This is a genomic window from Flavobacterium shii (assembly GCF_025847235.1).
Lineage (GTDB): Bacteria > Bacteroidota > Bacteroidia > Flavobacteriales > Flavobacteriaceae > Flavobacterium > Flavobacterium shii.
This window is the reverse complement of sequence record NZ_JAOZEW010000024.1, coordinates 53,345-75,246: the sequence shown is the minus strand read 5'-3', so window position 1 is coordinate 75,246 and position 21,902 is coordinate 53,345. Positions and strand designations below refer to the sequence as shown.

Sequence of the window (21,902 nt, the reverse complement as noted above, 5' to 3'; positions counted from 1 at the left end):
TCTATTTAGATGCCGTTTTTTATGTTTAAATACTCATTAAAAAACCTATAAGGTTTTCTTTTTTGTTTAAATCCAGTTTTTTTCTTAATCGGTAGCGCGCTAATTCAACACCGCCATTGGAAATATTCATGATCTCGGCGATTTCCTTGGTAGACATGTTCATTAGTAAATAAGTTGCAAGATCAAGTTCTCTAGGTGATATTTTAGGGTATTTTTCTTTTAATCGTTTTAAGAATTCAAAATGCACGTTTTTTATGTGTTTCTCAAGGTCTTTCCAGCTTTTATCTGTGTTGACTTCTTTTACGATGCTTTTATGTAACTTGTTAAACTCAAATTTTGTAGAATCGTCAAGAATATTGGTGTCAATGTCTTTAAGTTTACCTATAATTCCATTTAATATTTTGTTTTTCTTTACTACTTGCAAAGAATTATTTACAAGTTCCTTATCCTTCGCTAGTATTTTTATTTGAAGCTTGTCGCTTTTAAGTCTTTCTATTTCTTTTTCTAATTCATGTTGTTCATGCCTTATTTTGGATTCTTTTTCAAGATATAATCTTCTTTGTTCGATTGTTTCGTAATATTTATTCCTTCTAATTTTTAGCTGTATTCTGTTGGATATTATATAAATTGCTATCAGAGCAACTATAAAATATATGATATAAGCCATAAAATGTCTATACCAAGGTGGAGAAATTGTAAAGTGTATTTCGGTTATGTCAGATTCAATTCCGTAACTGTTTTTTGCCTTTACTTTCATTGTATATTCGCCTTCTCTCAGGTTGGTGTATTCCTTTATGGACATTGTAGACCAATTACGCCAATTATCATCAAAGGGCTCTAGTTTGTAGGAGTATTTCACATTCTCCTGATTCTCATATGTTGGAGATGAGAAAGTGAATTTAACATGATTTGAGCTATATGGAATATTATACTCTTCATCGGTATTTATGTTTCCTGTAACTATAGTATCGCCCGGGAATGAAAAGCTTTCGATAAAGGCTTTTGGTTTTGTTATGTAGTCACTTGAGGTCTCTGAGTTGTAATGTGTCAGTCCATCTGTTAAACCTATAAAAATATTGCTGGGATCAACAGTATTTATTGAGATGTAGTTGTTTACCAAATTGCCAGTCAAATTTGTGAAAGGAGCTTCTTTTAATGTGTAATTGTCATTTTTGTTTTTTATAAATACACCTAATGATTCATTAAAGGCAAACCATAAGTTTCCATAAGCATCTTCTTTTAATGTGTTTATAGAAGGAACTTTACTAAATAATGCACTCAGTTTTTTGTCTTCAAAGAAGTTTTCTTGTTCCTTTGAATATCTAAAAAAATGGTTCTTTGATTGAAAATATATTTTGTCTTCTATTTGCTGTAAGCTCCCTATGCCTTTGTAATACGGATTTATTTGAGAATGTTTTTTTATAAATACAAATTTTTTAAGATCATCCGATAAGGTCATTTGATATAAATAAGGATCTTTTTTTAGCCACAAATAATTTTCGTCAAGCTGAATTTCGAAAGTATTTGTTGTTTCATCAAATCCTTCTACCTGATTTATAAATTCTATTCCGCTTGGAGTCTTTTTAAATATAGAAAAGCCATTGTAATTTTCTCCTATAATATAGTCTTCATGATTAGGAATGAGTTTAAAGCCAAAATAACCTCTGCTATCGAGCGTTTTTACAACCTTGTTTTCTTCTATTATCAGCGCACCGCTATTACTGGCGCATAACAACGTGTTTTTTATAACCTGTATATTCCATACCTGAGCAATTGTACCTTCTACTCTTGTAAAAGGCTCGTCATTGAAAGGCTTGCTCCAAGGATGATAAAATAAACCTTGATTTGTGGCGACATATAGATAGCCATTATGGATTACAGATGCATATACAGTTCCTAAATTATAACTATAGTCGAAATAGGTAAAAGGAGAATTTTCATTTATAAAAGTAATTCCGTTATCCAGACCAAGCCATAAATTATTTTTGTTATCTACAAATGAAGTAAGTATTGTATTGTTTAATATTCCTTTTTGATGGTTTAAATGCTGTATTATTTTTCCATTCATATCACAAATTGCAATTCCGTTTAGAACTGAATTAAGAACAATGAATTTATTTTTTATGATTGTTCCTCCAAGAGAAGTATTTTTTTTTATGAAAATATTAGCTTCAGTACCCCAAGGTTTGACTGTATGATTGTCGTATGTAAAGAGTCCCCTTTCCAGAGTAGCAATCAATAATTTATTATCAGGGAGTGGAAACATGGCCCATATTTCCGAATTGTTCAATGCTGTTGTACCCGCTAAAGGAGTTAGTTTATTGTTTTTGTATTCTAGTATTCCCAATATTTTATCCTGGAAGTAAAGTCTGTTGTTTATTAAAAATGAAAACTGAAATTTATTAGGGGCATCTATAGATCTTAACTTGTTGTTTTTAAAGAAAAATACTTTTGTAAAAGATTGAAAAACTACTTCACCATTATATATATGTATTCTCCATATGAGATTGATGTTTTTTCTTTGGTTTTTAGGAATCAATTTAGAAACTGAAAAATATTTAAATTCTCCTTTATTATTGCTTTTGAAATAACCAAATTCATCATTTCCTCCCACGAAAATTTTACCTGAATCATCGATTTTTAAACTTCTAATTGCAGAGTTGTTTGGCAGTGAATATTTGTGCCAATTAGATCCGTCAAATTGAATCAAACCGCTATTGTTGGCAAAATATAGATTCCCATTTTTGTCTTGGTCAATATTCCAGTTTTGAGTTCCTCCTTTATATTCTGTTCGTTTATAGTTTTTAATTTTTGGGAGTCCAATGCTTTTAACTTGGCTAAAGTGATTTAATGGTAGTATAAAAACAAGAAATAGTGTAATATATTTATTTATTGATTTCATAATTTATCGTAGGTGGTTTTATGGCTTATGTTTTATTATCTGCTTTATTCTTAAATATGAAAGTTGAATTATTGCGTTTTATTTGAATTATTTCTAATAAAAGCTAAAATACTTTATATTTCATAAATGTAGTGTTTATTTTTTTACTTAACATTTTGATAACAGTATTATTTATTTTGTAATTACATGTAAATCAGTTTAGTGTAAAATATTTGATGTGTTTTTGTTAAGTATTAATTTATAGTTTGATGTGTTTTTGTAATGATTTTTAATTATTGATCTTAGAAAATTAACTTTATTATTGCATCAAATTACTAATTAATTAACCAAAATTTTTAGAAAAATGAAATTAACAAAATTACTTATTTTTTGTTTTTCAGCATTACTATTCTCTGTTATAGCACAGGCACAGGACATTACTGTCAATGGAGTAGTTAATGATGAAAATGGAATGCCAGTTCCAGGTGCATCTGTTTTAATAAAAGGATCGTCAAAGGGTACATCTTCTGATTTTGACGGAAAATTTCAAATTCAAGTACCTTCTAATGGTGTTCTTTCAATTAGCTTTATAGGGTATAGTACTGTTCAGGAACCTGTAAATGGGAGAAACAAAATTGTAGTTCAGTTGCATTCTGAATCACAAACGTTAAATGAGGTTGTTGTTGTAGGTTATGGTACTCAAAAGAGAAGTGTGGTAACAGGTGCTATTTCCAGCGTTAAAGCCAAAGATTTAGAAAACCTCCCAATAACAAGAGTAGAACAAGCTTTACAAGGTAGAGTTTCGGGTGTATCTATTGCTGCAAATGCTGGGCAACCGGGATCTGCTTCTACAATACGTGTTCGTGGTTTTACTACTTTGAACAATAATGATCCTTTATGGGTTGTTGATGGTGTAGTTGTTGATAATGGAGGTATCGGTTACCTAAATCAATCTGATATCGAATCTATCGAGGTATTAAAAGATGGTGCTTCGGGAGCTATTTATGGTTCTCGTGCTGCAGCTGGGGTAATACTGGTTACTACCAAAAAAGGAAAAGCGGGAAGGATAACTGTTAATTACAATGGTTATTCAGGAACATCGGCTCCTGCAAAAAAACTTGACTTACTTAATGCATCACAATATGCAATGATTATGAATGAATCTGCTGTTAATGCGGGAGGGACTCCTAAGTATACACAGGCTCAAATTAATTCATTCGGAACAGGAACAGATTGGCAAAAAGCCATTTTTAATCAACACGCTCAACGTCTTTCTCAGGAGTTAAGTATTAGTGGGGGTAACGATGTATCTACGTTTTTTATGTCTTTTGGTTTAATAGATCAGGAAGGTATCGTAACTACAGATATTTCTAATTACAACAGAAAAAATATTCGATTAAACTCAACACATAAACTTGGGAATTATATTAAAGTTGGACAAACTTTAGGTTATTCTCATGAAAAAACTATTGGTATTGGAAACACGAACAATGAGTTTGGAGGTCCTTTGGCATCTGCAATAAATCTAGATCCATTGACTCCAGTTATTGAAACTAATCCAGATGTATATAAAACATTCCCTGCAAATGCACTTAAAGACGGGAATGGAAATTATTATGGTATCTCGACTAATGTTATTCAGGAAAATACAAATCCTTTGGCTTATACTCAAACAAGATTAGGTAATAATGATTTTGCTGATAATTTTGTTGGGAACATATATGTTGAAGCAGAATTAATAAAAGGATTAAAATTTAAATCAATCGCTGGTGGAAAATTAGCTTTTTACGGATCAGACAATTTTACTCCGGTTTATTATTTGAATAATGCTACAGTAAAAAATACAAATGAGCTTTTTAGATCTTATAAAAAATCATTTAGTTGGAACTGGGAGAATACTTTAAATTATGATAAAAAATTAGGGGACCATCATTTCAATGTTTTATTGGGAGTTGGTACTTATGTGGATAATATTACTTCTGGTAACGATATTACCTATAGAGGAATTCCCGCTACAACTCATGCAGATGCATCTTTTAATGTAGATGTTCCGGCAAAAGATAAAATTGCGAATGCTTATAATGCACTTGCTGTAGAGCACAGAGTACAATCAGTTTTTTCAAGATTAAATTATGATTACAAGGAAAAATATATCTTCTCTGGGATTATCCGTCGTGATGGATCTACAAGATTTGGACCAAACAATAAATACGGAACTTTCCCATCTGCTTCGCTAGGTTGGGTACCATCAAAAGAAGAATTTTGGAAAGAAAATAACATTATAAACACATTAAAAATTAGAGGAGGTTACGGAGTAACAGGTAACGATTCTTCTCCAGATTTCTTATACTTATCTACTATTGGAATTAAAAGAAATTATACTATCGGTGCTGATGGATTACCGATTCCGGGACAAAGTCCAAACGCAATTCCAAATCCTGATTTAAAATGGGAAGAAACTAAACAAGTTAACATTGGTTTTGAAACTAGTTTTCTTCATGACTTTAATTTAACTGTTGATTTCTTCAAGAAAAAAACATCAGGTATTATTATGAAAGTACCAGTTCCTGGATTTGTAGGTGTTTCGGGAGATTCTTATGCAAACTTAGCAGATATGCAGAATAAGGGTATTGATATTGAATTAGGATATCGTAAAAAAATAGGAGCATTAAACCTTTCTGTAAACGGTAATTTCTCTTATGTAGAAAATGAAGTTACGTACATAGACAAAGGAGTAAACTTTGTTGTTGGTACCGAAAAAGTTCAATCTACAACTTATGAAATCAATAGGACAGAAGTAGGTCATGCTTATAATTCATTCTACGGATTTAAAACAGCTGGTATTTTTCAAAACCAAGCAGAAATTGATGCTTATAAAAATACTGCAGGTGGTTTAATTCAACCAAATGCTAAACCTGGAGATTTCCGTTGGGAAGATACTAATGGTGATGGTAAAATTACAGCAGATGATAGAGGTTTCTTAGGTAGTTCATTACCTAAATTCACTTATGGTTTAACATTGAACTTAGATTACCGTGGTTTCGACTTATTAGTTTTTGGTCAAGGAGCTGGAGGGAATAAAATTTATCAAGGATTAAGAAGATTAGATGTTTTAAATGCGAATTATCAAACAGAAGTTTTAGGACGTTGGACAGGAGAAGGAACTTCAAACACTTATCCTAGAGTTACTAATGCTGATACTAATAATAACTTTAACAACCCATCAAACTTTCATTTACAAAACGGTGATTTCTTTAGATTTAAAACTATTCAGTTTGGATATTCATTTCCAAAAGAATGGATAAACAGCATTTCATTACAAAAAGTAAGAGTTTATGTAACAGGTGAAAACTTGTTCACAATTACTAAATATACGGGTTATGATCCTGAAATTGGAGGAGCAACTACTGCAGGTGTAAACAATGTGCAAGGCGTAGATAGAGGTTTTTATCCTCAAGCCAAGACATACATGTTTGGAGTTAATTTACAATTTTAATTTAAAAATATAATATTATGAAACTTATAAGTTTTAAACATTCATTTATAGCATTAGGGGCATTATTGTCACTTGCATCGTGTGATAACGCGGAAAAGCTGGAAGTTAAAGGAGATGGCGTTGTATTAGAAAAAGATTTTTATAAAACCGAAAAAGATGCTTATTCTGGATTAATAGCTGCTTATGATAAATTAGGAAAATATGCAGGAGCTATGGAAAATGCACCATTGTTATTACTAAATTCTGCATCAGATGATTTTTATGCAGGAGGAGGTAATAATGCCGATCAGCCAGGGCTTCAGGTTATGAATAATTATACCGTGAGTCCTACTAACATTCCACCAGCAGTATGGGCAAATTATTTTCAAGGAGTTGCAAGATGTAACATCATGGTCGTGAAATTGCCAGGAATAGACATGGATGCAGCTAAAAAAGCTCGTTTTATGGCAGAGGTTAAAGCATTACGTGCGTATTATTATTTTGATTTAGTTAGATTGTTTGGAAACGTTCCGTTAAGATTAACTCCGTATACCAGAGAGGAAATTGCTATAACAGTACAAGCAACTCCGGCAATGGTGTATGCACAAATTGAAAAAGATTTGAATGATGCAATTGCAGATTTGCCTGTTACTTTGGCTTCTGATGAATTAGGTCGTTTTACAAAAGGTGCTGCAACAGCTCTTTTAGGAAAAGTTTATTTATATGATAATAAAAAACCAGAAGCAGCAGCAGAATTAGCTAAAGTTAATGGTACACCTGGATCAACAAGTAGTTTTGGATACAAATTATTAGATAAGTTTGCTGATTTATGGAACCACAAAAATAAGTTCAATACAGAATCAATTTTTGAAATTAGTTATTCAAGTGAAGGAAATACTACATGGAATAATTTTGAAAAAGATGGTGATGACGAAGGAAACTTAGTAAGCCAACTAAGCGGAATGCGCAATTATAAAAGAACAGCAGCGGGCATAACAGCGGGTATGCCGGATTATATCAATGGGTGGGGCTTTATGGTTGTTACAGATGATTTGGCTAATGCTTTAAAAACAGATCCTCGTTTTGCATCGACAATTTTTGATGCAGCAGCAGAAGTAGCAGCAAAACACATAACATATGATCCAAGCTATCAGGAAACAGGATATCATTTTATAAAATATTCACCACTTAATAGCGATATTGGAACTTCTGAAGGGGCATTGAATTTTGGGGTTAATACCTACATCATTCGTCTAGCCGATACTTATTTAATGGAAGCCGAAGCATTAGGAGGAACAGGACCTAGAGCACAAGCTTTATTGGATGCGGTGAGAGGTAGAGTTGGTTTAACGCCAATACCAGTTTCTATTCCTGCAATTTTGGCCGAAAGAAGATTGGAACTTGCTGGAGAAGGACACCGTTGGTATGATTTAGTAAGAACTGGTGAAGCAGCTTCTAAACTTGCGTTTAAAGGGTTTATGGCTGGTAAAAATGAATTATGGCCAATACCTTACAGTGAATTTAATAATACTAAAATGGTTCAAAATCCACTGTACAATTAGAACTTTCATAATAAAATAATGAAGACCCAATACATATTAAAAATTAATGAGATATAAATCTCAGTTTTTAAGTTAGAGTTAGTTGAGTATGAGTTTAAGTTAGGTTGCCAGAATAGCCCATATTCTATATGATTGTGGGCTATTTTAAAAAAGAAGTTTTGATTTCCATGTACTGTAATGTATTATGCTCAACAGCCAATAAATGATAAAATATATTCGAATAATGAAAAAACAAAAATATAAGATTCTTTGTTTCTTGTTTTCACTGACAGCGTTTTCGCAACAGCAAAAAAACAAACAAGAATTTATTACAAATGGGAAAAAAATAGCAGTATATACTACAGCAGATGATACTAAATTAAGATTAACACCTACAGATAATTTAGTTTTCTCTACATCAAGTCAGCCGACAGAAACAGAAATATCAGTTTTTGTAGAATCTAAAAAAACTTTTCAGACCTTTATGGGAGTTGGAGGAGCAATAACCGATGCCAGCGCTGAAATTTATGCTAAGTTATCAAAAGAAAAACAACAAGAATTTTTAAATGCTTATTACGATAAACAAAAAGGAATAGGCTATTCTTTGCTAAGAACAACGATTCATAGTTCTGATTTTAGCAGTGAAAGCTATACTTATATCCAAGAAGGAGATAAAGATTTAAAAACGTTTTCTATAGAGCATGATAAAAAATATCGCATTCCTATGATTAAGGAAGCGATAAAAACGGCTGGAGGTAAATTAACATTGTACGCAGCTCCATGGAGTCCGCCTGCTTTTATGAAAAGCAATAAAGATATGTTAAAAGGAGGTACTTTATTACCGGAATTTTATCAGGCATGGGCAAACTATTATACCAAGTTTGTAAAAGCGTATGAAAAAGAAGGAATGCCTATTTGGGGAATATCAACTCAAAATGAACCAATGGCTACCCAAACATGGGAATCATGCATATATACTGCAGATGCCGAAAGAGATTTTATTAAAAATTACCTTGGGCCAACAATGAAAAAAGAAGGTCTTGCAGATAAAAAAATTATTGTTTGGGATCATAATAGAGATTTAATGAACCAAAGAGCAAACGTAATTTACTCCGATCCCGAAGCAGCAAAATATGTTTGGGGAATGGGATTTCATTGGTACGAAACCTGGACAGGAGGCGCGCCGATGTTTGACAACGTAAGAAAAGTTTATGAAGCATATCCGGATAAAAAATTAATGTTTACAGAAGGATGTATCGAAAGATTTGACGCTGCAAAATATCAATTCTGGGCAAATGCCGAGAGATATGGAACCTCAATGATCAATGATTTTAATAACGGAACTGTTGCCTGGACCGATTGGAATATTTTATTAGATCAAAACGGAGGTCCTAATCATGTAGGTAATTTTTGTTTTGCCCCAATTCATGCAAATACAAATACAGGAGAGTTAATATATACACCATCTTATTATTACATAGGTCATTTTTCTAAATTCATTGAATTAAATGCAAAAAGAGTAAGTACAGCAGTGAGCAGAAGCTCATTATTAAGTACTTCATTTCTTAATACAAATGGAAAAATGGTTACGATTGTAATGAATCATACCGATAAAAGTGTGATTTATAATTTAATTGTTGATACAGCCAAAACGGTTGTTACAATTCCTGCACACGGAATACAAACGTTAGTTTATTAATCACAATCCTATGCGATAACTGGTTATGATAATTAAATCATAACCAGTTATCGCATATAGTAGAAATGGATTATTATGAAGAATGAAAAACAACAAATAGCAGATCTCAAGCAAAACTTTTTATTAAAATAAGATGATGAAAAAAATAACTTCAACATTACTTTTATTATTTTCAATCGCTTCTTTTGGGCAAGGGTATTTGCACCAAAGCGGACAAAATATTGTAGATGGAAAAGGGGAAAATGTCATATTACGAGGATTGGGATTAGGCGGATGGATGGTTCAAGAAGGATATATGATCCAGACAGAACCATTTGCAAGCCCGCAATATGTAATAAAACAAAAAATAACAGAGGTAATTGGTGCCGAAAAAACCGAAAAGTTTTACGAGGCGTATAGAGCCAACGGAATAACCAAAAGAGACATCGATTCGCTGGCAGTGTGGGGTTTCAATTCCATACGTTTGCCAATGCATTATAATCTTTATACACCGCCAATTGAAGCCGAAAAGGAAGGACAAATTACCTGGATAGAAGAAGGTTTTATAATGACCGATAATTTACTTAAATGGTGTGCAGATAATAAAATGTATCTTATTCTTGATCTTCATGCTGCGCCAGGTGGACAAGGAAATGATGCTGCAATTTCGGACTATGATACTTCAAAATCATCTCTTTGGCAAAGTGAAGCCAATCGTAAAAAAATGACCGAATTATGGAAAAAACTAGCTTTACGTTATAAGGATAATCCGTGGATAGGAGCATACGATATTATTAATGAACCAAATTGGAATTTTACAGGAAGTAATAAAAATGGTTGCGACGAAACTTCAAATGCACCTTTACGTGAACTTTTAGTATCTATTACAAAAGCAATTCGGGAGGTCGATAAAAACCACATGATTATTATCGAAGGAAACTGTTGGGGAAATAATTACAACGGAATGTTTCCTCTTTGGGATGATAATATGGCACTGAGTTTTCATAAATATTGGAATTATAATAATGTAGGATCAATCCAGAAAATGCTGGATTATAGAAAAGAATATAATGTACCAATCTGGATGGGAGAAGGAGGAGAAAATTCGAATGTTTGGTTTAAAGATGCTATTTCTTTATTTGAATCAAATAATATTGGGTGGGCATTTTGGCCAATGAAAAAAATAGAGAATATTGCCGGAATTACTTCAGTTACCAAAACACCGGAATATGAAAAATTACGTCAATATTGGAAAGGTGGTGGCGAAAAACCTAGTCCCGATTTTGCAGAAAAAGCATTGATGCAATTGGCCGAAAATTATAAAATAGAGAATACCACAATAAAGACAGATGTACTTGACGCAATGTTTCGTCAAGTACATACAAATGAAACAAAAAGTTATAAAAAACGAGTTTTGCCAGGGAAAATATTTGCAACCGAATATGATTTAGGAACAAATGGGTTTGCTTATTTTGACAAAGATGTTGTAAATTATCGCGTAGAAACAGGCACGTTCGAAGAATGGAATAAAGGAAAAACAATGCGAAATGACGGAGTTGATATTTTGCCTTGTAAAGATGATCCCTCAAATGGGTATCAGGTTTCATTTATAGAAAATACGGAATGGTTACAATTTACAGCAATTGTAAAAGTCGCAAAAACATTTGATGTAGCTATTCGTTATTCAAGTGAAAAAGCAGAAGGAAAATTACATTTGGAAAATGGAAACGGAAAAATATCAGAAATAATTACCCTTCCGGCAACAGGGAGCGATACAATCTGGAAAACAGTTATACTTCCGGGAGTGAGTTTGAAAAAAGGAACAAATAAGGTTAAAGTAGTTTTTGATAACGGAGGATTTAATTTAAATTATCTGGACTTTTTAGTAGCTAAAAAGTAGTGTGTTAAAAAAACGTAAACGAAAAATCATAATAGTATTTGTAATTAATATTTTGTTAGATTAGTTTTCTCCATTTAAAGCTTTGGAATAAAGGCTAAGTTTTAATGGATTAAAAAACCTTAATTATGAAAAAAACAAAAAAACTAATTGTCGCTTTAATGCTTTTGTCACTATCTGGAATTTATGGACAAAATTTAAAAATAATGACCTATAATATCCGATTGGATGTAGCCTCTGATGGTGAAAATGCATGGGGAAACCGTAAAGATTTTTTCACTTCTCAAATACAATTTTATGCACCGGATATTTTTGGAGTACAAGAAGCATTGCCCAATCAGGTTAATGATATTGCGGTTGCATTACCAAATTATAATCATATAGGTATTGCTCGTGAAGCAGAAGGTAAAGGCGAATCATCTTCTATTTATTATAAAAAAGATAGATTTTCGGTACTAGAATCCAATACGTTTTGGCTTTCTCAAACTCCGGATGTTGTTTCAAGAGGTTGGGATGCTGCATGTAATAGAGTTTGTACGTATGCTCTTTTTAAAGATTTAAAAACAAAAAAAACATTTTGGGTTTTTAATACGCATCTCGATCATATTGGCGAAGAGGCAAGAACCAAAGGACTAGAATTAATTTTATCCAAAATGGCAGCACTTAATACCAAAGGATATCCTGTCTTTCTTATGGGCGATTTTAACTCGGAACCAAATACAGATCGGATTATTTCTTTGAGAAAAAATATGAACGACAGCCGTGAAATTTCAGAGCAAAAGCCATTTGGCCCATCAGGAACCTTCAATGATTTTGAACATGATAAGCCAGTTACGTTATTGATAGATTATATTTTTATTTCTAAAAACAGTAATCTGAAAGTTAAAAAGTATGCAGTTTTAAGTGATTCAGTAGATTTAAAATATCCATCGGACCACTTGCCTGTATTAATTGAAGTTAATGAATAGCAAAAGAATGAATGCAATTTTATTAAACTGTGGTTTGAAAGCAATTTATGTTTAGTAGAAAAAACAATAATAAGAATTTAATATTTATTTCATGAAAAGAATAACCACATTGACTTGTTTGATGCTTTCGTTTTTTGCGATGGCGCAACAGCAAACTATCGATCAAAAAGTAAATGCGTTGCTGAAGCAAATGACGCTTGAGGAAAAAATTGGGCAACTTAATCAGTACACAGGTAATAATGCTGCCACAGGTCCAATTACTATAAACCCAAATAAACAAGCCGAAATTAAAGATGGTTTAGTAGGTTCAATGCTTAATGTAGTTGGGACAAAATATACCCGACAATATCAAGAACTGGCAATGCAATCCCGATTAAAAATACCATTGTTATATGGTCAGGATGTAATACATGGTTTTAAAACCACATTCCCGATTCCGTTAGGAGAAGCAGCAAGTTGGGATTTGGCAGCGATAGAACTTTCGGCTAGAGTTGCTGCGACCGAAGCTGCTGCAAGCGGAATCCATTGGACATTTGCCCCAATGGTCGATATTGGTCGTGACCCACGTTGGGGACGTGTAATGGAAGGAGCAGGAGAAGATAGCTATTTAGGTTCAAGAATAGCTTATGCCAGAGTAAAAGGATTTCAAGGGGATAAACTAGGAAACCTAAATTCAGTAATGGCATGCGTAAAACATTTTGCAGCTTATGGAGCCGCCATTGGAGGTAGAGATTATAACTCAGTAGATATGAGCGAAAGAATGTTGTGGGAAACTTATTTACCACCATTTAAAGCCGCACTAGATGCTGGTGCAGCAACATTTATGAATTCATTTAATGATATTAACGGAATTCCTGCAACAGGAAATGCACACTTACAAAGAGATATTTTAAAAGGAAAATGGAACTTTCAAGGATTCGTAGTTTCAGATTGGGGATCAATAGGCGAAATGGTTGCACATGGCTATTCTAAAGATCTTAAAGAAGCTGCACTAGCTGCAATTACTGCGGGTAGCGATATGGATATGGAAAGTAATGCATACAGATATAACTTGCCAGCATTGATAAAAGAAAACAAAGTTTCGATAGACCTAGTAGATGATGCTGTAAAAAGGATTTTGCGCAAGAAATTTGAGTTAGGATTATTCGATGATCCATACAAATACTCCAATCCAGATAGAGAGAAACAAGAATTAAATAATCCGGAACACCGTAAAGCAGCGCGTGAAGTTGCAGCAAAAAGTATTGTTTTACTAAAGAATGATAATGCGATATTACCACTTGCTAAAAGCACAAAAACAATTGCATTTATAGGACCAATGGTAAAAGAGTATAAAGCCAATATGGGTTTCTGGGCTGTTGAATTACCAGAAGTAGATTATAACAAATGGGTGGTTTCGCAATGGGACGGATTACAAAATAAAGTAGGGAAGAATACCAAACTACTATATGCCAAAGGATGTGAAGTAGAAGGCGACAACAAAGATGGTTTTGCCGAAGCAATTGCAACAGCAAAACAAGCCGATGTAGTAATCCTGAGTATTGGCGAAAGACATGATATGAGTGGAGAAGCCAAAAGCCGAAGCAACATAAACATACCAGGAGTTCAGGAAGAATTAGTAAAAGCGATTCAGGCAACAGGAAAACCAGTTGTAGTTTTGGTTAACGCAGGAAGACCACTTGTTTTTAATTGGACAGCCGATAATGTGCCAGCTATTCTTTATACATGGTGGTTAGGTAGCGAAGCAGGAAATGCTATTGCAGATGTATTATTTGGAGATTACAATCCGTCAGGAAAATTACCAATGACATTCCCGAGAGAAGTAGGACAAATTCCTATTTACTACAACCATTATAGTACAGGAAGACCAGCACAAGACGATAATGCCAAAGGATATGTTTCTGCTTATACAGATTTGAAAAGTAGTCCTAAATTTCCTTTCGGATTTGGATTAAGCTACACTAAATTCGATTATTCCGATTTAAAATTATCTACTACCAAAATGAAGAGCAATGAGAAAATTCAAGTTTCTTTTCAGTTAAAAAACACTGGAAAAGTAGCAGGAGAAGAAGTAGTGCAATTGTATTTAAAAGATAAATTTGGATCAGTTGTAAGACCTGTTTTAGAACTTAGAGATTTTCAGAAAGTGAAATTAAATGCAGGAGAAACCAAAACGATTCAGTTTACGATAGATAACGAAAAACTATCTTTTTATAATGACAAAATAGAGTGGGGTTCAGAACCAGGTGATTTTGAATTGATGATAGGTTCATCTTCGGCAGATATTCGTGTAAAATCTGATTTTGAATTGGTGAAATAATAAAGAAAATCCTTTTTGAGTATAATTTTTAACATATCAAATTCTAATCCCATCTGGCTTTTTACATTATGGATAAAGCAAGTACCAGCGGGACGTTATATTTGTAGAAATGAATTTTATTTAAAGAAACCCCATCAGGATGATATTTTTAGTAATCAGAAGATAAGGATAGATCAGGAGAAGTAAATCGATGTTAAAAGAAGATTTTAAAGGAATAATAAAAAAACGGGCAAAATATATATTTTGCCCGTTTTTTATTTTAAAGTATTCATGAAATCCATAACTCCAATTCCTTTATAGGATTCGTTAATGGCTTTTTCATAAGCATCTTTTTTTGCTTTTTTATCTTTAGAATCAACACTGTTTAAAAGTTGATCCGAAATTTTTTCCTGCTTGATGCTATATTTTAAAGATTCTTCTAAGAGTTCTGTTTTTGATACTAATCCAAAAGAAGAACATATTTTTTTAATAAGTTTCTTATTCATTTTTTCTAGATTTGGAATGTTCATGTTGTGATCAATTTATTGTTCTCGATTAAGTTAAGAGACTCTTTGTTTCAATATTTGTTACAATTAGGAACTGTTTTTAAACTGAGAATTAATTTTATAAATATTTTTAAATTAGCCTATTAAGTGCTTTCAGTGAAAAAATAACAACCTAAATGCTTAATGTGTTATTATGACGCAATGTACTTATTTTTTCAATTCCCATAGCATTTGTTTGTAAATTTGACATTAATTTGTGATTTGCACATAGCTAGCATATGTTCAGAAAATATTGAAAAATCAGATCTGTTTCATTTTATAAAAATGAGTTAAATAGCATCTTGATTTTTATAAGTAAAAATCAAGACAAATAATAATTACATGAGAAATACCACCTTGGAAAAATATGTTGAATACCAACCAGGACTTTCTATAGATTGTGTAATTTTCGGATTCCATGACAATCAGCTTAAAGTTTTGCTAATTAAAACCCCGTATGAAAATAAATGGTCATTGCCTGGGGGATTCGTTCCTATAGATGAAGATATAGATGATGCAGCTGTGAGGGTTTTGAAGATTAGAACAGGAATGGAAGGGATTTTTTTGAGACAATTTGCAACTTTTGGAAAAGTAAAAAGAAATGATAATCATTTTGGTAATGCAGTCTTAGATCATCTAAAAATTCCCAGAGAGACTGGAAAATGGCTATCACAGCGATTTGTAACTGTAGGATATTATGCCTTGGTCGATTTCTTGCAAACTGTTCCACAACAAAGTAAAAAAGAAGAATTAATAGAATGGGTTGATCACAAGGAAGTTCCAGAATTAATCTTAGATCATAAAGAAATTCTTGATAAAGCATTAATCACACTTCGAAATGAGTTGAATTTAATACCCGTAGGATATAATTTATTGCCTGAAAAATTTACAATTCCAGAGCTTCAAAAATTGTATGAAACGATTTTGGATAAAAAGTTGGACAGGAGAAACTTTCTCCGAAAAATAACCAACATTGGAATCTTGAATAAGCTAGATGAAAAGAAAAGTAATGTGGCACATAAAGCTCCAAATTTATATACTTTTGATAAAGAAAAATATGATGAGGTTCTTAAAAATGGGCTGAATCAAGGTTGGTAAAACAATATTGAAGAATAAGTTTTTTAAATTTACCATTAGGGGATTAAGAAAAATTAAGAATTTAAACTTAATCCCCTAATGGTTTAAAAACTTACTCAACAATAGTTCTAAACGTCAAGTTTACTCTAGGTCTTGATATTGTTTTTGTTGGCGGTAATCGATGTAACCAATGGGTTTGTGTAGTGTCTTTCATGACCAATAAACTACCATGTTCTAAGATTAAAGAAACAGTTTCTTTGGTGTCTTTATGTTTGAAAGCAAACTTTCGTTCCGCACCAAAACTTACAGAAGCAATAGCACCATTTTTTTTCAAATCTTTTTCGGCATCACTATGCCATGCCATTCCCTCGTCGCCAGAATGATATAAATTAAGCAAACAAGAATTAAAAGTTTCGCCTGTTTTTTCTTCTATGACAGTTTTTAATTCAAGTAATTCCTTTGTCCACGGAAGCGCTTTTTTTGTAGTGTTAGAATACGTGTATTCAAAAGGAGAATCTCCATACCAAGCTACCTTACGTTTTGTAATTATTAATTTCCCAAAGATAATTGCTTCGTCATTTCTCCATTCGATAGTATTGAGTAGAATATCCAGATAATGGTTCGAATTTTCTCTTGAAAATAATTTACCGTAATAATTTACAATTCCATCTTTAGGTAATAAATTGGTCGTTTCGTCTATTTCGGGATTAAATAAGTCCATTTTTTCCATTTTTTATATTCAGCTTTCATACAATGTCCACAAGGTCTAAAACCATTTTGTTTAGCTTCATCTTCGGATAAAAAGAAAACTCGATTTTCGCGTTTCATTCTTTTACCAGAACTACATCTTAATGTTCCGTAAATTTTTAGCTTTCGGTTTCCACCAAAGCAAATTTCTACATTTTTAATCTTATTTCGTAAATCTAAATCTGAAATCTCATTGTGCTCAATCATAATGTTATTATATTTTTATTCTGTAGAGATGCACCGCAGTGCGTCTACACAAAGATTGTCCTCATTGGGTTAATACGTGATGTTAGACGCACTGCGGTGCGTCTCTACACTGTGCGTCTGTCCTGTGCGTATCTATAGGAAACCTTTGAACCTTTGTTTCTCTGTTCCTTTAAACCTTAACTTAACGCATCATGAAAAATTATCCCCAATGTATGTCGTTCGCCAGAATGAATCTCACTAACACCATGTTTCATATTTACACGATAATAACCTTTAGAACCTTTTATAGGTCTAAAATTGGTGGTAAAAACCAGAACATCACCTTTTTTAGGTTTCAGAACAATAGCTTTAGATTGCGCTCTGGGAGTTTGTTGCGTTAATACAAATTCACCACCAGTAAAATCTTGATCGGGTTCGTTTAAGAAAAGCACAATCTGAATCGGAAAATAAATATCTCCGTACAAATCCTGATGCAAGGTATTAAAACCGCTTTTGCCATATTTTAAAATTAAAACAGTCGCTTTTAACTGATTATTGGCGTGACATTGTTCTAATAATTTTTCATGAGATTCAGGAAAAACGGTGTTTATATTTAATGCCTTCATCCAGACATTTGCAATTGGAGCAAGTTTAGGATAAATAGCCGAACGAATCGTTTGAATTAAATCAGGCAATGGATAATTAAAATATTTGTATTCGCCTAAGCCAAAACGATAACGTTCCATAACAACCGTTTTTCGGTATAAATTAGGATTTGAATAATCGAATTTCAAATCTTCACATTGGTCGTTATTAAGCACATTAGGAATTATTGCATATCCATTTTCGTGCATAGATTCGGTGATGCTTTCCCAATTAAGAGAAGCAATTTTTGATTGTATATTTTGCATGAAAATAGGGTTTAAATTTCCGAGTTAGATTGCACACCCTCCCAACCAATAATGGCTGTTTTTCGGGTATTTCCCCACATATATCCGCCAAAAGTTCCTGATGATTGAATAACGCGGTGACACGGAATCAGGAATGCTACTGGATTACTGCCAATAGCCGTTCCTACTGCACGAGAAGCATTAGGTTTTTCTATTTGTTGTGCAATAGAACCGTAGGTAGAGAGTTGTCCCATTGGAATTTTGAGCAGCGTTTCCCAGACCTTTAACTGAAAATCAGTTCCTTTTAAATGCAGTTTTATTTCGGATAATTTACTCCAGTCATTCTGAAAAATAAATAAAGCATTTTGTTGTACTAAATCTAGTTTCCGAGAGAATGTTGCATTTGGGAATTTGTGTTGCAAATGATGAAATCCGGTTTTTTCATCTTCGGCGAAAGCCATATAACAAACTCCTTTACTAGTAGAAGCTACAATAATATTCCCAAACGGACTTTCGGCAAAACTGAAATTAATTTCTAGGTTTTTACCACCGTTTTTATATTCGGCAGGAGTCATTCCTTCGATGTTTACAAATAAATCATGCAAACGACTTGTTCCAGAAAGTCCCGTGTCATAAGCGGCATCAAATAAAGTGACCTGATTGTTTTCTTTGAGGATTTTTTTGGCATGTTCAACACTTATATATTGCAAGAATTTCTTCGGACTTGTTCCTGCCCATTCTGTAAACAAACGCTGAAAGTGAAACGGACTTAAATGTACTTTTTCGGCAACCTCATCTAAGTTGGGTTGTTCCTTAAAGTTAGCTTTGATATAATCTATTGCATCGGCAATGCGATTATAATTAATGTTTTCCTGTGTGTTCATTTTCGTTTAATTTTATAATGCAAATATCGATTGGTTTTTGCGGGCATAAAATCCGAAACTTGCTGTGTTTTTTTAAACAGAAAGTGAATTGTGTTTTGTTAACCGCAAAGTAAGCAAAGATTTACGCAAAGCTCGCAATGGTTTTGCCTGCAAAGACGCAAAGTTTTTTCATAATATTGTCACCCTGAGCGAAGTCGAAGGGCGCAAAGTACGTCGACAAAGATTGACTTAATTTTAAAATTAAAACTTTGCGACTTTGCGAGAGATTTACTCCGTTAGACTTTAAGTGCTATAATTGCTTCTCCATTTTGTAATTGATAATTTCAACACCTAATCGGATATTCTTTTGTTCAGCTTTTACAATAAATCCTTTTTTCTCAAAGAAAGGTTTGGCGGTTATACTTATGTCAGATGTTATTGTTTTAGTATGTTGTTTCTTTGCTTCAAGTTCTAATTCGGTTAAGAGTTTATCGGCAATTCCCTGTCGCTGAAAATCTTTATGGATGTAAAAGAAGTCAATGTAATTGTGATTTTTCAAAGTTCCAAAACCCGCGATTTTATCTTGTATAGTTGCTAATAAAACAAATTGTGTATTGATAACGTCAATCCAGCGTTCCGTATTTTTAACTCCTGAAATCCAAACTTCTATTTGAGCTGAATTATAATCGTTTTTGCAAACATGTTTGATAGTTTCGATATACAATTTCTGCATTTCTTTTAGGTCAGAAATAGTAGCTTTTCTTAAGTTCATTGTCTTTGTAATTATATGATAAAGAGATTCAATTTAGAGTAAAATGTACTTTGTCTTATTTTGATTTCCTTCAATTTTGAAAATCTTAAGTTCTACCCCTTTTTTTAAATCTCTACTTGCAGTGGCAGATGATATTTCTTTAAAAACATTCATGTAATCTTTTCTCGTAAATTCACGAACTCCTAACATCGAAAAGTAATCTAGACGGTCAATATCTCTTATTGTTCTATTGTTATAGTTCAATAAATTTTCCAGTGATGTATTTATAACCCCAAGCATATACTCAATAAAATGAGTTGATTTTCCAGTATTATCACTTATAGCAAGTGATTTGTAATATTCCTTTTGGGTTTGGCTAATTAAAGTTTCAAAAGGTAAAAACTCAAAGACGGGATATTCATTCATTAAAATTAAGGTTTGCCACAATCTTCCCATTCTACCATTCCCATCTAAAAAAGGATGAATGAATTCCATTTCATAATGAAAAACACAACTTTTAATTAGAGTTAACTCATCTTTGTCTTTTAAATAATCAAATAAATCATTCATTAAATGAGGGACATTCTTATGTGGTGGCGCAACATGGGTAACTTTTGTTCCTTTGACTATTCCAACACCTTGTTGACGGTATTTTCCAAAATCAGGAATTAAATTTTTCATTAATGCAGAATGCGCATCTAAAAAGCTTTTAGATGATGTTGGTTTGTATTGATCTAATTTTTCATATACTTTAATAGCATTAAGAACTTCCAGAACATCTTTTTCAGGACCTATGACACGTTTGTTTTCTATTAAAGCTGTAATTTGTTCTTCTGTCAAAGTATTTCCTTCGATTTGTAAAGAAGAATGAATTGTTTTTATCCTGTTTTGTTTTCTTAACTGAGGAGATTGCTTGTCTAAATTGACAGCATTTAAGGCTCCAATTTTTTCAGAAATAGAACTGATAAGTTTTAATATAATGGGAGTGATATCATACGGAGGTTTCATGATAGTATCATTTGATACTATCAAAAGTACTGTTTTTTAATCTAATGTGATGTAGTTTTAGAAAAAACATTGATAACAACAACGCCAATAATGATTAATGCCAATCCGATTATTGCAGGTAAATCGGGAGCTTGTTTAAAGAATAGAGCTCCGATAATGGTAATTAATACTATCCCAACTCCAGACCAAATGGCATAGGCAACACCAACAGGAATTGTTCTTATAGCAAAACTAAGGAAGTAAAATGCACCTGCATATCCTATAAATGTTATTATGCTTGGAATAAGTTGAGTAAACTGTTCTGATTTTTTTAATGCCGAAGTTGCAATGATTTCAAATATAATGGCAATCCCTAAAAATAAAAAGTTTTTCATAATTCACGTTTTTACAAAGTTAACCTTTGTATTTTAGTGAAAAGAAGAATTTGTTGAATATTACTTTATTTTTTATCTGTCACAAACACATTAATATCATCAATTGCATCTTTAATTCTTCCACAAATAGTGTCATCGTCTTTTCTGCTTTCAAATGCTTTTAGAACATTTTCTTTATCTATAACTCTATGTATTCTGGCAATATGACCAATACAAGTTACGGCCAATCCTTTTATATCTGGATTTTTATTTTCGAGTAATTCAATACATAAATCCTGAACCCATTCCCAGTTTTGGTTATGGAAAGTTATTTCTAATAATGTATTTATAACTACGGTCGAATCTTTAGATTTTAGATTCTTTTCGATTTCCTCACTTTCATGTTGAATTCCGTTTTCATCAATTCGGCAACACCATTTTGAGATTTCAAATAAACCAGAACGATTCCTTTCTACGATTCCGCTTGCAATTAAATTGTCTTTAAAACCATTTGCTTGTTCATCATCCATATAAATATCAATTCCCATTCCTTCACTCAATTCAACCTCAATATCTGCGGAATTTAATTTTGTGTCTTTTTGAGATAATAAAACCAAATCAAAGTCAATCATTTCATCAAAGTCAACATAGATTCTTGATTTTTTGGTAACTTCTTGATAGGTTTTTTTTGTACTCATATTTTTGTGTTTTAGCCTCTATTTCCTGTTTATTAAAGAAAGTAT

Annotated in this window: 17 protein-coding genes; 7 read left to right on the top strand and 10 right to left on the bottom strand. The window is 32.5% G+C overall.

What is annotated here, in order from left to right:
• Positions 1 to 25: 25 nt before the first annotated feature.
• Positions 26 to 2,902, bottom strand: a complete 2,877-nt coding sequence (locus tag OIU83_RS19695; RefSeq protein WP_264207974.1) for a triple tyrosine motif-containing protein — start codon at positions 2,900 to 2,902, stop codon at positions 26 to 28.
• Positions 2,903 to 3,245: 343 nt separating this feature from the next.
• Between OIU83_RS19695 and OIU83_RS19690 the strand changes: the two genes are divergently transcribed.
• The 6 genes from OIU83_RS19690 to bglX all read left to right on the top strand — a co-directional run bounded on the left by OIU83_RS19690 (position 3,246) and on the right by bglX (position 14,760).
• Positions 3,246 to 6,377: a SusC/RagA family TonB-linked outer membrane protein gene (locus OIU83_RS19690; protein ID WP_264207973.1), complete on the top strand. Its 3,132-nt coding sequence runs from the start codon at positions 3,246 to 3,248 to the stop codon at positions 6,375 to 6,377.
• 17 nt (positions 6,378 to 6,394) lie between these two features.
• Positions 6,395 to 7,918 carry a RagB/SusD family nutrient uptake outer membrane protein gene (locus OIU83_RS19685; protein WP_264207972.1) on the top strand — a complete coding sequence of 508 codons (1,524 nt, stop codon included), beginning with the start codon at positions 6,395 to 6,397 and terminating at the stop codon, positions 7,916 to 7,918.
• A 223-nt stretch (positions 7,919 to 8,141) separates the two neighbouring features.
• A complete protein-coding gene (locus tag OIU83_RS19680; RefSeq protein WP_264207971.1) occupies positions 8,142 to 9,596 on the top strand; it encodes a glycoside hydrolase family 30 protein in 1,455 nt (484 codons plus the stop codon).
• Positions 9,597 to 9,729: 133 nt separating this feature from the next.
• Positions 9,730 to 11,475 (top strand): cellulase family glycosylhydrolase, encoded by a 1,746-nt coding sequence (locus OIU83_RS19675; protein WP_319005365.1) that lies wholly within the window; start codon positions 9,730 to 9,732, stop codon positions 11,473 to 11,475.
• A gap of 125 nt (positions 11,476 to 11,600) precedes the next feature.
• Positions 11,601 to 12,440, top strand: coding sequence for an endonuclease/exonuclease/phosphatase family protein (locus OIU83_RS19670; RefSeq protein WP_264207970.1), 840 nt, complete (start codon positions 11,601 to 11,603; stop codon positions 12,438 to 12,440).
• A 91-nt stretch (positions 12,441 to 12,531) separates the two neighbouring features.
• Positions 12,532 to 14,760, top strand: coding sequence for a beta-glucosidase BglX (gene bglX / locus OIU83_RS19665; protein ID WP_264207969.1), 2,229 nt, complete (start codon positions 12,532 to 12,534; stop codon positions 14,758 to 14,760).
• 254 nt (positions 14,761 to 15,014) lie between these two features.
• On the opposite strand, the gene OIU83_RS19660 is transcribed toward bglX, so the two are convergent.
• Complete coding sequence (locus OIU83_RS19660) at positions 15,015 to 15,245, bottom strand: hypothetical protein (protein ID WP_264207968.1); 231 nt, start codon at positions 15,243 to 15,245, stop codon at positions 15,015 to 15,017.
• A 381-nt stretch (positions 15,246 to 15,626) separates the two neighbouring features.
• On the opposite strand from OIU83_RS19660, the gene OIU83_RS19655 reads away from it, so the two are divergent.
• Positions 15,627 to 16,382, top strand: a complete 756-nt coding sequence (locus OIU83_RS19655; protein ID WP_264207967.1) for an NUDIX hydrolase — start codon at positions 15,627 to 15,629, stop codon at positions 16,380 to 16,382.
• A 91-nt stretch (positions 16,383 to 16,473) separates the two neighbouring features.
• Here the strand turns inward: OIU83_RS19655 and OIU83_RS19650 are convergent, their stop codons facing one another.
• The 8 genes from OIU83_RS19650 to OIU83_RS19615 form a co-directional block, all read right to left on the bottom strand.
• Entirely contained in the window at positions 16,474 to 17,082 is a 609-nt protein-coding gene (locus OIU83_RS19650) for an alpha-ketoglutarate-dependent dioxygenase AlkB family protein (RefSeq protein ID WP_264207989.1), read from the bottom strand.
• Entirely contained in the window at positions 17,058 to 17,315 is a 258-nt protein-coding gene (locus tag OIU83_RS19645) for an Ada metal-binding domain-containing protein (protein WP_264207966.1), read from the bottom strand. Before OIU83_RS19645 ends, OIU83_RS19650 begins: the two co-directional genes overlap by 25 nt.
• 176 nt (positions 17,316 to 17,491) lie before the next feature.
• Positions 17,492 to 18,205: a 2OG-Fe(II) oxygenase gene (locus OIU83_RS19640; protein WP_264207965.1), complete on the bottom strand. Its 714-nt coding sequence runs from the start codon at positions 18,203 to 18,205 to the stop codon at positions 17,492 to 17,494.
• Positions 18,206 to 18,216: 11 nt separating this feature from the next.
• On the bottom strand, positions 18,217 to 19,068 hold the full coding sequence (locus OIU83_RS19635; protein ID WP_264207964.1) for a bifunctional helix-turn-helix domain-containing protein/methylated-DNA--[protein]-cysteine S-methyltransferase: 852 nt from the start codon (positions 19,066 to 19,068) through the stop codon (positions 18,217 to 18,219).
• 289 nt (positions 19,069 to 19,357) lie between these two features.
• Positions 19,358 to 19,819 (bottom strand): GNAT family N-acetyltransferase, encoded by a 462-nt coding sequence (locus OIU83_RS19630; protein WP_264207963.1) that lies wholly within the window; start codon positions 19,817 to 19,819, stop codon positions 19,358 to 19,360.
• 33 nt (positions 19,820 to 19,852) lie between these two features.
• On the bottom strand, positions 19,853 to 20,806 hold the full coding sequence (locus OIU83_RS19625) for a Fic family protein (protein WP_264207988.1): 954 nt from the start codon (positions 20,804 to 20,806) through the stop codon (positions 19,853 to 19,855).
• 41 nt (positions 20,807 to 20,847) lie between these two features.
• On the bottom strand, positions 20,848 to 21,180 hold the full coding sequence (locus OIU83_RS19620; RefSeq protein ID WP_264207962.1) for a DMT family transporter: 333 nt from the start codon (positions 21,178 to 21,180) through the stop codon (positions 20,848 to 20,850).
• A gap of 65 nt (positions 21,181 to 21,245) precedes the next feature.
• Complete coding sequence (locus OIU83_RS19615) at positions 21,246 to 21,857, bottom strand: hypothetical protein (RefSeq protein ID WP_264207961.1); 612 nt, start codon at positions 21,855 to 21,857, stop codon at positions 21,246 to 21,248.
• Between the last annotated feature and the right edge of the window lie 45 nt (positions 21,858 to 21,902).